General features: G+C 67.5%; 10 protein-coding genes. 5 read left to right on the forward strand and 5 right to left on the reverse strand.

What is annotated here, in order from left to right; translation table 11 throughout:
• Nucleotides 1-32 precede the first annotated feature (32 nt).
• Nucleotides 33-593: a M15 family metallopeptidase gene (locus WFK95_RS00580; protein WP_336669574.1), complete on the forward strand. Its 561-nt coding sequence runs from the start codon at nucleotides 33-35 to the stop codon at nucleotides 591-593.
• Between the two features lie 12 nt (nucleotides 594-605).
• Here the strand turns inward: WFK95_RS00580 and eccCa are convergent, their stop codons facing one another.
• The 5 genes from eccCa to WFK95_RS00605 all read right to left on the reverse strand — a co-directional run bounded on the left by eccCa (nucleotide 606) and on the right by WFK95_RS00605 (nucleotide 9,006).
• Nucleotides 606-4,769 carry a type VII secretion protein EccCa gene (eccCa, locus tag WFK95_RS00585; protein WP_336669575.1) on the reverse strand — a complete coding sequence of 1,388 codons (4,164 nt, stop codon included), beginning with the start codon at nucleotides 4,767-4,769 and terminating at the stop codon, nucleotides 606-608.
• A gap of 29 nt (nucleotides 4,770-4,798) precedes the next feature.
• A complete protein-coding gene (locus WFK95_RS00590; protein ID WP_336669576.1) occupies nucleotides 4,799-5,521 on the reverse strand; it encodes a hypothetical protein in 723 nt (240 codons plus the stop codon).
• A 305-nt stretch (nucleotides 5,522-5,826) separates the two neighbouring features.
• On the reverse strand, nucleotides 5,827-7,185 hold the full coding sequence (locus WFK95_RS00595; protein WP_336669577.1) for an EsaB/YukD family protein: 1,359 nt from the start codon (nucleotides 7,183-7,185) through the stop codon (nucleotides 5,827-5,829).
• Between the two features lie 54 nt (nucleotides 7,186-7,239).
• Complete coding sequence (locus tag WFK95_RS00600; RefSeq protein WP_224644921.1) at nucleotides 7,240-7,536, reverse strand: hypothetical protein; 297 nt, start codon at nucleotides 7,534-7,536, stop codon at nucleotides 7,240-7,242.
• Between the two features lie 48 nt (nucleotides 7,537-7,584).
• A complete protein-coding gene (locus WFK95_RS00605) occupies nucleotides 7,585-9,006 on the reverse strand; it encodes a DUF4185 domain-containing protein (protein WP_336669578.1) in 1,422 nt (473 codons plus the stop codon).
• A gap of 573 nt (nucleotides 9,007-9,579) precedes the next feature.
• Between WFK95_RS00605 and WFK95_RS00610 the strand changes: the two genes are divergently transcribed.
• The 4 genes from WFK95_RS00610 to WFK95_RS00625 all read left to right on the forward strand — a co-directional run bounded on the left by WFK95_RS00610 (nucleotide 9,580) and on the right by WFK95_RS00625 (nucleotide 15,130).
• Nucleotides 9,580-9,912, forward strand: coding sequence for a WXG100 family type VII secretion target (locus WFK95_RS00610; RefSeq protein ID WP_068627341.1), 333 nt, complete (start codon nucleotides 9,580-9,582; stop codon nucleotides 9,910-9,912).
• An 85-nt stretch (nucleotides 9,913-9,997) separates the two neighbouring features.
• Nucleotides 9,998-10,294 carry a WXG100 family type VII secretion target gene (locus tag WFK95_RS00615; RefSeq protein WP_336669579.1) on the forward strand — a complete coding sequence of 99 codons (297 nt, stop codon included), beginning with the start codon at nucleotides 9,998-10,000 and terminating at the stop codon, nucleotides 10,292-10,294.
• A 91-nt stretch (nucleotides 10,295-10,385) separates the two neighbouring features.
• On the forward strand, nucleotides 10,386-10,973 hold the full coding sequence (locus tag WFK95_RS00620; protein ID WP_211132559.1) for a hypothetical protein: 588 nt from the start codon (nucleotides 10,386-10,388) through the stop codon (nucleotides 10,971-10,973).
• A gap of 44 nt (nucleotides 10,974-11,017) precedes the next feature.
• Nucleotides 11,018-15,130, forward strand: a complete 4,113-nt coding sequence (locus WFK95_RS00625; protein WP_336669580.1) for an ADP-ribosyltransferase domain-containing protein — start codon at nucleotides 11,018-11,020, stop codon at nucleotides 15,128-15,130.
• Nucleotides 15,131-15,489 lie beyond the last annotated feature (359 nt).

Below are 15,489 nucleotides of genomic sequence, written 5' to 3' on the forward strand. Positions count from 1 at the left end.
GTACCGGGACGTGGGCGGCCCATCGTGAGGACATGGCTCATCTACTCACGAAATCGGCTGCCGCGCTGGTCGTCCTCGTCGCCGTGGCGGCGGTGATCGCGGCGTGCTCGGAAGCGCTCCCGGGAATACCGGGAAGGGGGGAGACGGGCACCGTCGGGCAGTTGGGGGAGGCGGATGGCGTGGTGCTGGACCGGGTGGCGGTGGATGCGGATGTGCCGGCGGTGACAAGGCTCGATCCGAAGCTGCGCACGGCGATCCGGTCGGCGGCACGCGCGGCGGCCCGGGAGGGCGTCGCGATGCACCTGACGTCGGGGTGGCGGTCGAAGCGGTATCAGCAGTTCCTCTACGACGATGCCGTGCGGCGTGACGGGGCGGAGGAGGCGGCGCGGTTGGTCGCGACCCCGTCGACCTCGGAGCACGTGACGGGCGATGCGGTGGACGTGGGGCCGACGGAGGCCGCGTACTGGATGGACCGCTACTCGGAGCGGTTCGGGTTGTGCCGCACGTACGCGAACGAGGTGTGGCACTACGAGCTGCGGGCCGGGCGTGCGTGCCCGGAGATGGTGTCCGACGCCTCTGCGCGGCAGCGATGAGTAGGTGACCGGTCAGTCGGACTCGAGGAGCAGGGTCTGGGCGTGGACGGGTGCGGAATGGGGCCGGATGATGCGCACGCGGCCGAGCGGCTGATGGGTGAGGTGGACGCCGGGCGCCAGGCTGCCTTCCTGGCGGTCGCCGGAGAACAGCACCATCGTGGCGTTGTGCTCGCGGATTCCGCCGACGACGCTGTCGTAGAGCGCGCGGCTGATGCCTGCTGAACGGCGGGCGACCACCAGGTGCAGCCCGATGTCGGCCGCGTAGGGGAGGTACGGGATCAGCGGGGCCAACGGATTGTTCGAGGTGCCGGACGCGAGCAGGTCGTAGTCGTCCACGATGAGGTAGATGTGCGGTCCCGTAAACGGCGCCGCCTGCTGTTGCAGGTCCTCCGGCGGGAGCCGCCGCTGCAGTTCTTCTGCGATCCCCGCCGCAAGGGCTCCGGCCGCGGGCGGCGATCCCGCGTATCCACCCAGGTAGTCGTCCGGGACGAAGCCCTGCAGTGTGCGCCGGGGATCGAAGAGGCCGATGACGAGTTGCTCGTCGGTGTGGGTCGAGACGAGTTCCTCGACGATCACGCGGAGGAGGTTCGTCTTCCCCGAACGGGATTCGCCGATGACGAGCAGGTGCTGGTCGGTCGTCGTCGGATCGAGGACGAGCGGAGCGAGGTCGGTCTCGTTGATGCCGACGAGGAGCGGCTCGCGCTCGGGGAATCCGGAGCGGAAGCCTCGATAGGCGAGCGCGTCGGGGAGGGTGGGAACCGGAGGCATGGCCTGACCCGCGGCACGGTGCCGCGCCACTTCGACGACCTCGTCGAAGCCCGAGTCGGAGGAGAGGTGGGGGAGGGCGATCTGGGCCTGCGCGCCGAGGGGTTCCGTCGTGATGACGCGACCGGGTTGATCGGCGCGGATCAGCGCGTTCTGTGCGCGGCCGATCGTCGAATCGAGTGGATCGTTGAGGCGGTGCTCGATCTTGGTGCCGATCACCGCCTGCATCGACATCCGGAGGTCGGCCCATCGCCCACCGACGATGACGACGTGGATACCGAGCGCGAGACCGCGGTTGCCGATGTCCTGGACCACGTCGACGAGGTCCTCGTGGTTCTCCTTGAAGGAGGCCCAGCCGTCGATCGCGAGGACGATGTCGGCCGTCACGATCTCGGGGAACTGCTCGCCGTTCGCGATGCGCGCCCGGAGGTCGGCGATACCCTGGATTCGGCGCGACGCGAAGAACTGCTCGCGGGAATCAAGACTGCCGTGGAGATCGGCCACGATCCGGCGTGCGAGGTCGCCGTCGTAGCGCGTCGCGACACTCCCGGTGTTGGGGAGCCGCTCGAGGTCCGCGAGCGCCGTTCCGTTCGCGTCGATGACGTGGAACCCGAGCGTCGCCGGCGGGTGGCTGATCGCGCCGGCGGCGACGATGGTCCGCAGCGTGGTCGTCTTGCCGGTCTGCGGGGCGCCCGAGATGTAGACGTTGCCCGACGTTCCTCGGAAGTCGACGGTGAGCGGTGACTGACGTTGCCGCTTGGGCTCGTCGGCGAGGCCGATCGCGACTGCGAGGCCGTCCACGGAGTGGGTCGAGCCCGCGCCGACCTGATCGAGGGGCAGGGCCGCCGGGAGCGGGGGCAGCCAGATGCGGCGGGACTGGAGGGCGGGCGCATCGAGCGCGTCGAGGATGACGTCGAGCGTCGTCGTGTCGGTCGGGGCGATCGTGGGTACTGCGGAATGGCGGCCGGGATTCTCCGCGACGGGCGAGAACTCGAACCGGGACACCTCCGGCGCGGCCTCGCTCTGCACGCGCTCGACGCTGGGCCGGTACGGGCCGGAGACGAACGCGGCCTTGAACCTCGTGAAGACGTCGGGGTCGACTTTGAGGATCGCCGAGCCCGGCACGGCGGGCAGGGTGTGCGCATCGGACACACCGAGTGCCGTCCGGGACTCCTGCGCTGTGAACGTCCGCAGCCCGATCCGGTACGAGAGATGTGATTCGAGACCGCGGAGCCGGCCCTCCTCGAGACGCTGAGTGGACAGGAGGAGGTGGACGCCGATCGAGCGGCCGATCCGCCCGATCTGTACGAAGAGATCGATGAAGTCGGGCTTGGCCGAGAGGATCTCACCGAACTCGTCGATCACGACGAACAGCGCGGGGAGGGGTGGCAGCGGCTCCGCAGTGGGATCGGCGAGCCGGATCCGCCGTAGGCGTTGGTATTCGGTGACGTTCGGCAGGTTGCCGGCATCGGCGAGGACGCGCTGACGCCGCTGGAGCTCACCGAGAAGGGCGTCGTGCAGGCGATCGACCAGCCCGAGATCGTCGGCCAGGTTGTCGACCGAGGCGCTGGTGTGGGGAAGGCGCTCGAAGCCGGCGAACGCGGCCCCGCCCTTGTAGTCGACGAGGACGAACGACAGGAGATCCGGCGGGTGCGCGATGGCCATGGAGGTGAGGAGCGTTCGAAGGAGTTCGGACTTGCCGGATCCCGTGGCGCCGACGCAGAGGCCGTGCGGCCCCATCCCGTTCTGGCCGGACTCCTTGATGTCGAGGCGGACCGGCGCGCCGGCCGCATCCGCGCCGATCGGAACGTTGAGGTGATCGCCGAGCGGTCTCGGCGTGCTCCACAGTGCCGCCGGGGCGAGATCTGCGGGATCACCGATGTCGTGCAGGGACGGAAGATCGAAGGTGGCTTCGAGGGCACTCGACGGGATCGGGTCCGCGACGAGGCGCAGGGGCGCGAGTCGCCTGGCGCAGACGGTGGCCAGCTCGAGGGTCCAGGCGTCGACGGTCCCGCGGTCAGTCCCCAGGATGAGACGCTTCACCCATCCCGGTCCACTGTCGAGGTCGATCCCGTTGATCGATGCCGCGGAGATCCGGCCGTCGTCGCCGTCGTATCCGGATCGCGAGCTCCGCACGGCGGTAGCGCCGTCGGTGGTGTCCGCCTCACCGTCGGCGTCGGAGTCGTCTCCGCCGAGAAGCCTGGTCAGTACTCCCGTCAGGTCGGTCACATCCACCTCGCCCGTCGGGGAGACGCGTACGCGGGTGTCGACGTGTCCCGGCTCATCGACGCGGCGCAGTGTCTCGGTCACGAAGCAGATCCCGAGTTGTTCGGGAGAGACTCCCGGAGGTAGCAGGTCGGCCGGATCGGTGCCCGCCCCTAGGCCACTGCCGATGCGGGCGGCTTCGGTCATGATGACGACGAGCGTCGGGCCGTCCCATGCGGACTCCGAACGCGACCGGTGGCCCCGGTCGCTGAGGGCGGTGATGCGCGCGGAGATGAGTTCGACGAGCCGCGTCCGCATCTCGTCCGGATCCGTGGTGATGCGGCGGGCGGGGAAGGGGCCGTCGAAGCGCCCCGGGTCGGCCGTGTGCGGGAGCCACTTCATCCAGTCGAATCGGCCTGCCCCGGTGACGGGGTCGGGGGGTGTGCCGATGTCATCGGGCGTGGTGCACAGCATGATCTGCAGATCGGCGGGAGCGTGAAGAGCGGCGGCGCCGAGTACGAGGGCCGTGATCGTCCGTCCGGTCTCATGCCCCTCGCCCAGCACCGAGACCGTGCCGCGGAGCCGGACGGCGACCGGTACTCCGATGACCGACTCCGCGCGTTGCAGGAGCCTGTCGGCATGCGCCGCGGCGACCGGATCGGGTGGCGCGGCGGAGCCGGAGGCGCCGGGAAGGGTGACGGAACGCGCTATCGGGCCGATGCCCTCACCGATGCGGACCACGAGGAAGTCGATATCGCCGCGGCGTCGTTCGAACAGTCGGAGGCGGTTGACCGCGATCTGCGGTAGGGCTTCGGGTGCCGGGTGGCGCCACGCCATCGCGGCACGGTAGTCGAGGATTTCCTGGTCGATACCCACGCGGAGTCGCCCGATGTAGTCGACGTACCCGAGGCGGGCCTCACGTGCTTCCCGGCGGCTACCCGTGCGGGCGAAGATCACGCTGGCGATCGCGGCGAGCACCATGGAGGCGATGATGGCGACGCCGGCGAGCATCCGGATCGGGTTGTTGCCGGAGAACAGCATCGCCCCGGCGCCGATCGCCGCGCCGAGCGGGAGCACCGCGCGGACGACGGTCGATATTCCGCCCGCGCCACGGGCGGTGGCGGGGACGGCGGGGATGTCGAGGGGGGCGACGTTCAGCTCGGGACCACGCCCGCGGGCGGGCCGGCGGAAAATGTTGACCGACATGGAGGTTCGTTTCTGCCGCGGGTGGCGCTTCAGTCGGTGAACGACTTGGCTTGGAAGTTGACGGCCTCGATGAACTTGGGATCGGGGTTGTACGAGGCGACGGCCTTCTGCCAGCCCTCGGGGGTCGACATGTCGGCGCCGGCGCCGCAGAGCAGGCGCCCGAGGGTCAAGGCGGCATCGTCGAGATTGTCGGGGTTCGGTGGCGTGTTCGTGTCGGAGCTCGCGGTGATGGCCCATTGCTCCCACACGGTGGGGGCGAACAGAAGTGGGCCCATGAGAAGGTCCGCGGAAGCGTCGCCGTCGTAGAATCCGCCGTCCGTGTCCTTGGCCGCCGGCTTCTGCGCTTCGCGGAAGGACGGCTGGACAACGGCGTCGTCGCCGAGGCGGTGACTCCGGGAAGTCCCGTGGTCGGAGGTGATGCGCCCGATGGCCGCCAGTGTGGCCCAGCCGAGTTGGCAGCGTGGTGCGTTCTTCCCCATCACCAGGGCGGCCCAGGAGTAGGACTCCAGCGCCGTCGTCGGGGTGAGGTAGGGGCCGCTGTGAATGGCAGCCCATTTGGCCATCGCTGCCGCCGCACGCGGTGTCGACGGCGCGCTGGAGGCCGAGGAAGCGGGGGCGTCGGGTGTTCGCGTCAGGCGCGCGGAACATCCGGTTAGCAGAACCACCACGGCTACGGCGATCGTGACGCCGCGGACGGCACCGGTGAAGTGTGCCGAATGATGCTGCGGCGCTCGGGCTGTCGATTTCGTCACGGAGTGGCCTCTCGAGGTCGTGCACGCGATACCGTTGCGGAATGCAGGTCGACGATCAGGTAGCGGGTTCGCGTCAGCAGGTGCAGCGGGTGCACTGGGAACGGTCGGAACGACAGCGGATTCTGCAGGCGCATTCGCTCCGTACGAAATTGACCACTGCCGCGGTCCTGAACGGAAAGCTCCCCCCGCGGTCGACGGCATCGGTCGTGATGCTCGTGCTGTGGTCGGTAGCGATCGCGGCGATCGCCGCGGCGGCGGTGCTGGCGGGAGTGTGGATCGCCGGCTGGATGGGTGCGAAGTCACAATCAGCGCCCCAGGTCGGTACCAAGTATGTACTGGTAGATGCCCTGAGCCCAGAACAGCATGGGAATCAGCCCCAGTAGGACGAGCGCATCGACGACGTTCCAGAGCTGAGCCAGGCGTGCGCCGGTGACGGTGGGGAGCTCGAAGTAGCCGAGGAACAGAATGATCACGCCGAGGAGCAGGGCGATGACCATGGTCGCGGCCGCGGTGATGAACGTCGCCGACTCCCCGATGCGCTGACCGATCAGGGCGACCGGCACGATGAACGCACTCGTCACCGCGACGCCGATGATCGGCGCGACGTGCCGGACCTCCGAGTAGCTTCGACTCCGCAGGAGAAAGGCCAGTCCGATGTAGGCGCCGAACGCGGCCTGCTCCCACACGCCGGTGATCGCCAGCACGAGAACGGCTCCCACGGCGCTTGCGCAGCACGCCCACACGATCCCGTCGAGGAGGTCGGTGGCGATGACCGCCCGCCGCACGATCTCGGGGCGACCGGGGCGCCCACGTCCGGCCTCGTACGAGGCGGCGGGAGACTCCTCCTCGGTGCGGGCCACGACGCCGCCCAGTCCCGACCACGCCACCGAGAGCCGTCCGGCGCAGGCGAGGCCGATGATGAGGACCGGAGAAGTCCATGCCGCGAGCGCGGTCGCGTTGACTCCCAACCGGATCGCGATCACAGCGGCGATCGCGGTTGCGCCGGCGATCGACGACGATGCGACGATCGCCCACCGGGCCGGTGACAGGACGAAGGTCGTGATGGCGATTCCGCACAGGCCGCCGCCGACGGTGGCGAGGACGACCTGCGGCCACGGGGACGCGTGGAACACCGCCGCCGACGCGGCGGCGAAGCAGATCGGAGTGATCCAGACGAGGTGACGGGCCGGCTCCGGGGCTGCGTAGGTCGCGAGGATGAACGCGCCCATCGCTGCGGCGCATGCGCCGGCGACGAGGCCCCCCGTGACGGCGAAGGCGACGGCCGCCACGATGACCAGCATTCCCGCGTAGCCCACGACGACGGAATGCCGGGCGCTGCCGGTCCACATCCGGCGGTCGTCCTCGACGTAGTCGGCGACCACGTCGATCGCGGAGAAGATCTCCGGTGCGGCGACCTCGCTCGCGGCGGGCACGATGTAGAGCAGGTCCCCGTCCACGACGCCGTAGTCGCTGAGCTTCCCGTGCGCGGCGAGGGGACCGGCCGCCACCGACGCGAATTGCCATCCGGTCTCGTCGGACGGATCGAGACCGAGAACGGCGGCGACCTGGTCGACGACCTCGGCGACGGGGCGTCGGAGCGGCGCGGTGACGTCGGCGGCGTTGTCCTCCGGGCCGATGACGGTGACCCGGACGAACTCAGCCACGGAACGTCCCCGCCCGGGCGGAGGTGAGGTGTGCGCCGTTCGACGCGTGCCCGGTCACGCCTGCACGCGGTTGAACAGGGCCTTGCCGGCGATGTCCGACGCCGATGCCCGCGCGGCGATACCGTCGGCGGCGCGGCCGAACTCGGCGATGTTCGCGATCAGCTGCTGGGTGAAGACCCCGCCGACCTCGGCATGACCGGCCATGGCTGCGTTGACCGCCGCACCTGCTTCCGCTCCTGCGCCGGCGACGGCGGGGCGTGCCGGGGCCGACAGCGACGCGGATACCACCCGCAGACTGCTGCTCGCGTCGAGCAGGTCGTCGAGCGGGAACTGGGAGAACGAGGAGTTCATCGGCTTCGGCCCTTCCGGTCGAGATGGCGAGATGCGGAGCAGGAACGGTCAGGACGCGGCCCGCGCCGTCGCGGTGGACGACGAGGGGGAGGGCTTGCCGGTGGTGGGAGGTAGCTGGCTGGTCGGTCCGGTGGGCGCCCCTTGCGCCGGCCCGGGCGGGAGGAAGGGCGCGTTCGGGAGCGGACTCTGGCCCACGTCCGGCACCGGGATCGACGGGACCTGAGCTCCACCGGGCAGGGTGACCGGGGCCAACTGCGCCGGCGGCTTGGGATTCTGCTTGGTGACGTTCGTGTGCATCAGGTACGTGTTGTACGAATTGAACTGAGACACGACGAAGTACAGATCGTTGCCCGAGGAACCGGGGAGGACCCGCGGTGCGTAGAGGCTGGGGTAGTCGGTGCCCGAGGCGATGATCTCGGGATCCGACCACGGGCCGAGCGCTGACGCGGACTGACGCATCACGATGGCGTTGCGCACCATGTCCGTATTGACCATCACGAACCGCTGAACGCCGGGATGATAGGCGACGTTGAAGTCGCCGAGCGCACCCCAGGCGAGGGGGGACGGGGCGGTCTTCTCCGCCGCGGAGAACTCGCCGCCGTTCCACACCTTGTACTTCGACGAGTCGAGGACGTCCTTGGTCTTGGTCTTCGACACGAAGACGCCGCCGATGCGGCCGGGCGGGCTCCCGTACAGGTAGACCTCGTCGCCGACGACGACGGCGGAGGTCATCTGGAAGGCCGTGTTCCGCTCGGAGTTGCGCCAGACGGCCTTCGGGGCCTTGAACCACGTGGAGCCACCGTCGTCCGAGTAGGCGATGCCCGAGTAGTTCGACACCCACTGCCCGGACGAAGGACCCCAGTTCCGAATGGAGGTGTAGGTCAGGAAGGTGCGGTCGCCGATCGCGAACCCGGAGGTCGGGATGACGGTCTCTTCGGCACCCTTCGCCTTCGCGCTCTGCAGAATCTCCTTGGCGTGGCCAGGGCGGTCCGAGATGAACGAGGTGATCTTCATGCCCGCCGAGGGATTGGAGACGTCTGCGACTGCGAGCGAATTGGACCTCCAGTCGAATCCCGTCGGTCCCGTGGTCCCCGTCCAACCGACGCCGGGGCTCTGCTGCCCGGTGCCGCCGCCGGAACCCTCCGAGGAGCTGCCCGAGCCGCCGCTGCCGGACCCTGAACCCTGCTGGCCGCCGGCGCGAATGTTGATCAACGGGATGTCGGGCACGGGGATCTTGACCGCCGAGGGAATGATCGGCACGTTCAATCCGCTACCGTCAACCAGCGGCGGAGTCGTGGCCTGCTCGCCGGTCGCGCGCGGGCCGCTGAACGTATCGCCGAACGCGACGAGAGTTCGTCCCCGCGAGTCCGCGAACGGCACGGCCCAGGCCGCGCCGGCGACGCCCCAGTTCTTGTCGGTGTGTGAATACGACTGGGCGCCAGTGATCTTCGAGACGAAGGCGTTCGTCACCGATCGACCCTGCGGGAGGGCGGGCTGTCCGGCCCCGGGAGGTTCGGCGGCCGGAGCGGCCGGTTTCGCGGGTCCGCCCGGCCCGCCGGGACCGTTCGGTGCGGCTGCGACGATGGGGAGCCCCGGAACCCCGGGAGCGGGGGGCACGGCGTAGGGAAATGAACCCTGGGCACTGACCTGAGAGGGCTGCGCGCCCGCTTCCACCGTCTGAGAGGGTGCTGAGGAAGTCGAGCACGCGGCGACGGTGCACACCGCCACGGAGCCGACCGCAGCGGCACGCACGCGCGAGAGGAGCACGGACGTACCTCGAGATCGGTTGTGACGTACAGCATGTTTCGCCACGGCGTGCTCCCCGCTGGTCTGGGTTCGCTGGAGTGCCGCTCCAGTAAACCTGAGATTTTCATATGGATCGCGGCGACCTTATCGCGCGGATTCAGCCCTCGCTACTTGATGTGACGAAGGGTACGTTGGTTGCGGTAACTGTTGCGAACGGTCGTAACCGCTTGTAGTGTCCTGCGCAAATTCAACCTGGGGTGTCTTGCCCCGGAAGATTCCCGGAGGGGCACGACGGCCATGGGTACTCGTTTCTCAGTCGCCAATCATGCGGTGACCACGCACGCGACCAACATCGAGCAGGTGTCGGGGGCGTTGAACGCTCAGGGCAAGCGGTTCGTCTCCGCGGTGGAGGCGCTGCCGGCGTCGTGGAAGGGGCAGTCGTTCATCGCGTGGGATCAGTTGACGACGCGGTGGGATGCTTCGTTCAAGGAGCTCAATGCGGCGTTGACGACGATCCGTGAGTCGGTGGGGCAGGCGGGGCAGCTGTACACCTCCGGTGAGCAGCAGCAGGCGGCGAACCTTGAGCAGGCGGCTCGGGGTATGGCCTGGGATCAGGCGAAGTTCCGCTGACTCTGGGGCTTTTCGAGCCCGACTTTTGATCTGCAGCCACGGACTTCCGTGAGCTGCTTCTGAGCCTTCCGATGAGGGGATGATCATGTCTGAGATGTATGCGTACGACGAGGGTGGCGCGGAGACCGCCGGTGATGATCTGGCGTCGATCGTCGCCGCGTTGGAAGCGAACCTGGAGCAGTTGCAGGGGTACGTCGCGTCGGTGGAGTCGCAGTGGAACGCGGATGAGCAGGTGCTCTACCGCGGCGTGCAGACCAAGTGGAACAACGCCGCGGCGTCGGTGAGCGAGATCCTCGGGCAGATGAAGACCGCGCTCGGCACGAACACCGAGCAGGTTCGTGGCATGCGGTCGCAGGTGCGCTCCGCGCTGTCGCGCAACTGACTGTCCTCACGAGCTCGTCATAGTCCTCAAGGCCGCGCTGTGCCTGCGCGGCCGCGTCCCTGTCGTTGTCTATCGAAGGATCACTGAGCTGATGTCCTCCATTTTCACCCTTGCCAAGCGGCTGTCGGTAGCGGCGCTGACCAGTATCGCGATCGCCGGTGCTGTCGTCGCGCCCGCCGAAGCCGCACCGACCACGGCCGGCTGCCGTGCCGTACCTCAACCGGCACTGACGCTGGGCGCGGAAGGCACAGTCCGCGTGGAGATTCCTGCCGCACCGGGGTGGCACGAGGGCGCCGTCCCCGCTGGTGCGTCCCGCCTCGCACTCGGCCGATTGGTGGACGCATCCAACCGCGACGCTCTCGACGCGTGGATCGGTGTGCCCACCGACAAGAAGATCACCACCTCCGCCCAGCTCGCCGATGTGGAGACCGCCCGTAAGCAGGTGCTCTCCCGGCGGTCCGTCGCCGGACCCTGCGGCCTGCCCACCGAGGCGGTGACAATCCGCTACGCAGCGACCGCGACAGAGCGGGAGTACTTCGTCAGCGGCCGCTACACCGCGGCGCAGACGAGCAAGGAGACACTGGCCATCTACGTCGGTGTGAGCACCTTCGACCGGAACAGACTGCCGCAGCTGGAGAACGAGCTTCTTCGCGGCTACGGCATCCGCCTGCCCGCCTGACCCCCTCCGCGCCCCATAGTCACTGCCTAGAGAGGCCTCTTGCGATGAGTTTCGACATCACTCCTGGTGACGGCATCGTCGGGGAGTTGGAGCTGCTTGGTGATCTGATCGTCGGCGGGTTCCCGGAGGCGGTGTTCACGCTGCCGGGGGTGAGCGTCGATGAGGTACTCGATCATGCGCGCCTGTATCTGGGATTCGCGGAGGCCGCGCAGGCGGCGCACTCGCGGGTTCGCGGACTCGAGGTACCCGAGTTCGTCGGTGTGGAGGGCCAGTTCTTCCGCGGCCGAGTCCCCGGCGAGCTGGCGATGCAACTCGGCGCGGCGGTGGAGTCGTACTCCCGAGTCGGTTCGGGGATCAAGGAACTCGCCCGCGAACTCGACGCCTCCCAAGCAGCGTTGAAACCCCTCGAAGCGCGGGCGCGGGCGGTGTTCGAGCACATGCAGAAGGTATGGATCAAGGTCAACGTTCCGTTCACGGAGTACTCGGGATTGCGCAGCGAGTGGGATGAGCTCGTTCGCGCCGCGGGTGTGGTGCACGAGCGGGTGGCGGTGGCCGGGCAGCAGGCGGCCGCGGTGATCAACGCGGGCACCGAGGCGATGGTGCCGGTCAATGACTACTTCTCCACGCTGCCTGGCGGAGCGGTGGCGGGTGGTGTTGTGGCGCAGGGTGCGCGGTCGACCGCCTCGCGTGCGGCCTCCGCTGCCGGTGGCGTGACCGGTGCTCCGGGACGCGCCGCGAAGGCGACCGCCGATGGGCTGGGTGCCGTAGCCGGTGCGGTCACCTCGGTTCCGCAGCAGATCACCGCCCGCGGCCAGCAACTCGCGCCGCAGGTGACCCCGGACGGGATCAAGGTCGGCGACCAGCTCCTCACCGATCCCACGAGCGAGCAGGCACAGAAGCTCGTGCGGGACGGGCAGGCGACGAACATCCTCGGACTCGATCCCACTGGTGTTCCGACGGCGATGATGATGCTCGCCTCCCCGAACACCCTGCTGCGCGAGCAGCCGCGCAAAAAGTCGGCCGGGCGTAGATGGTCGGGTGAGGAGTCGAAGGCGCAGTCGATCGCGGAGAATGCGGTCGGTCAGGTGGTCTCGGTGCCGGGACGGTTCGTCGGCGGAGCCGTCGACCGGTTCGGTAACACCATCGCCGGCAATGCCGCGCTGATCGGTGTCGGTGGTGACCCCGTGCGCGCGTGGACGGGGCTGCTCTCGAACGTCACCAGCCCCGTTGCGGGTGCTGGTCGTGCCGTGGCGTCGGCGACACCCGAGCAGATCCTGGCCGACCCCGTCGCCGCAGCCGGCTCGGCGGCAACCCATGCGCCCGCCGCGGTGCCGTTCGTCGGCTGGGTCTACGGGCTGGTGGAGTGGGCGACCAAGCCAGGCGAACTCGCCCGCGAAGGCGCGAAGGAAACACTCACCTCCGCCCTGGACGCCCTCACCCTCAAAAACCTCGAAGCAGGCCAGGCAGTCGCCAACACCGGCGAAGTGCACGTCACCACGCCCGACGTGGACATCCACGCCGACAACGGCGGATACGTCACCTTCACCCTCCCCGATCTCGAAGGCGGAGAACCCAAAGCCTGGTACATCCTCGCCACCCCTGATAGCCCCGGAAACTTCACCACCAACGTCGCGACCGGTCCCGATGAGGAACTCATCGAACGCGCCGACGGCTCCGTCGTGTTGGTCAACAGCGGCACCGGACAGATCGTCCGTACGATCAAGACTCCGTGGGCGAAAGACGCAGTCGGACGCGATCAACCCACCTGGTACTCCATCGATAAGGTCGACGACCAAACGTCGACGATCACCCAACACATCGCCCCGAACAAGAACGCGTTGTACCCCCTGATCGCGGACGCTCCTGCGGGGGCGCAGATCAAGCCGCCTTCAGGATCGCAGATCGCGGATATTAGCGGCGGGGCCACCGCAGGCGCTAGTGCTGGCGCTTCCGTCGGGCAGGTTGCGGGCGGCTCGGCGCCGACGGTACAGTCCGATGGCTTTTCGGGGCCGACGACGACGAACGCGGTCAACGCCCCTTTCGAGCGGCCACAGGGCAATGGGGGCACCACGACCCCGAACGTCCAATCCGAGCCCTACAGTCCTTCTGCTGGAGCAAGCAGTGGTGGTACCGCGAACACCGACCCGCAGCCGTACCGGCCCACCCCCGCACCAGAGGCGCCGCCGAAGCCGGACGCCGAATCTGGTCAGGACGACAAGCAGCCCGACACCTACGTCGGAGCCGTCACCGACACCGGCAGCAGTTTCCAGGACGTTTCGGGCTCCGAGGTCGGTGTCAAGAGCGTCGCCGACCCGAACGTCAACACTGGTGGTGGCGTTCCTGCGCCTGGTGACAGGTCGGCTGAGCTGACCCGACTTGTCCAGTCAGGATTGATGAACTCGGCAATGCTGCAGGCCCTCGGCTACCACATCGATCCCAGCGGCAAGGTCGTCAAGGACACCGGTCCGATCGTGTCGGTAGAGCTCGCCCCCGATCTGGGGCAGAGCCCGGTGGCGGGGCTGATCGTGCCGCAGCTACAAGCCGGCGGAGCGCAGGTGAAAGTCAAGTCCCCGGTGCCGGGGACGCCGCAGGACAACGACATCAGTTCAGTGTCGATCGGCGACCCCGGCAAGCAGGTAGACACCTACCTCGTGCGTGGTGACGGTGCGACCAGCCGTACGCAGTCGACGCGCACCCTCGACGGGATCGAGACGATCACCCAGACCTTCGACGGCACCCGCATCGACGGCCACACCACCCTCAGCCCTGACGGAAAGCCCGTCTCCTCGACGTGGACCGACACACCCGGCAACCAAGGAACCGTCGACAACACCAGCCCCCAACAGCGCACCCATGTCGACGTTGCGGACCAGTACGGCGGCGGATACACCGACACGATCACCACGGGCGAGACAGGCAACGTTTACGAGACGACCGGCGTAAACGCCAACGGAGACGTGATCGAGTCCACCATCACGAATATGGGGCAGCAAGGTCTCGCCAAGCACTATCGGATCAACGGCGTCGACGAAGAGGTCCTCGCCGCGAGCCGCATCAACGAGCTCGGCGATCCAGCACGCCTGAAGATCTTCAACGAAAAGGTCAAGCCCGCCCAAGAAGCCTACGAGCGTGCGGTGCGCGACCTGTATATGAGCCCGGGTGACGGGGCGGCGATTACTGCCGCTCAAGGGCAGGTAAAGAGGACCTACGCTGCACTCATTGAGGCCCTCGGCGAGTACGGCCTCGTCCCCAAGTTCGACCCCAGTCAGATAATCCAGACCGGAAACGGCACCTACGAGGCGCCGATGACCGGCCCCGACGGAAAGCCCATCATCGGTGGTAACGGGAAGCCGTTGATGGCTAATATTGTCGCACGCCCTGACGGCGGGTTTAGCGTCGCCCAAGACGTCGGGATGGGAATAAACACGTCGACGATCTCTTCGACCAACGGGTACGAAGGCACGCAGTACATGTCGAAGGGCGTCGTACAGGACAAGAGCCTGGACACATTCCTCGGCATCCTCGACGTCGTCGGCGTCGCCGCCGCCGCACCTGGCGCAGGCCGCGCACTCGGAGGCCTTCTCCGAGTCGGCGGAGAGCAGATCGCATCCAATGCCCTCAAGGAAGGTGGCGAGAAGGCTGCGGTAGCAGCCCTCCGCACAACCACAGACGAAGCCAGCGGAATCGCAGCTAGGCAGAGTCTTACTGGGGCGGACAGGCAGGCGATTCTCGACTACACTGGTAATAAGCACTATCAGACCTTGAACGCAGGATTGAGGAGCGGTGTGGTTACCGGAGAGCAGCGAACAATGGCCAATGCGATTAACGCAGCATTGGCGAAGCTTCCCGACTACAGCGGGCAAGTCGTTCGCGGCGTCGATCTGAGTCCGGCCGATCTTGCGCGATATCAGCCAGGGGCTGTCGTGCGGGAGGCGCCATTCACAAGTACGACCATCGATCCGACTAAAGCCTTCTCTGGAAATACCAGATTCATTATTCAATCGACATCTGGAAAGTATGTCGAGCCCCTCTCTGCGATTCCCGGGGAGATGGAAGTACTGTTTCCTACGGATAGCCTATTCCAAGTGCTGAGCAAGAGTGTGGATCCGGTCACCGGAGAAACCATCATTGCAATGATCCAGAGGGTGGCTCCTTGAAATGGCCGAAAAAACCAAGAGAGGTGGACGTAGAGTGTCGGAATCAGTAAATGGAAGAACTTTCGGAAGTCCTGAAGAATTCGGTTTGGAACCATTAGCTCCTGCTGAAATCGAGGAAGCTGAACGCAACTTGAAGGCGTTTCAAGCTGAGAGGCAACAGGCTTACCTGGATGGGCGAACGACAGAGGCTTCTCCGAAATTTGATGAGTAGGGGACGTTGATCGCCTGTTAATTCCCCACGGGCGTTACCGCACGCGAAAAGATGACATCTCGCAGCAGCAGTGCGGGCCCGACGATACGGTGGTCCCTCGGTGTCGATGTCGGGCGTGGCTGGCCGGGATTAACACGACGCGGGTGAC

This window comes from Tsukamurella sp. USMM236, assembly GCF_037148755.1.
In the GTDB taxonomy this organism is placed as follows: domain Bacteria; phylum Actinomycetota; class Actinomycetes; order Mycobacteriales; family Mycobacteriaceae; genus Tsukamurella.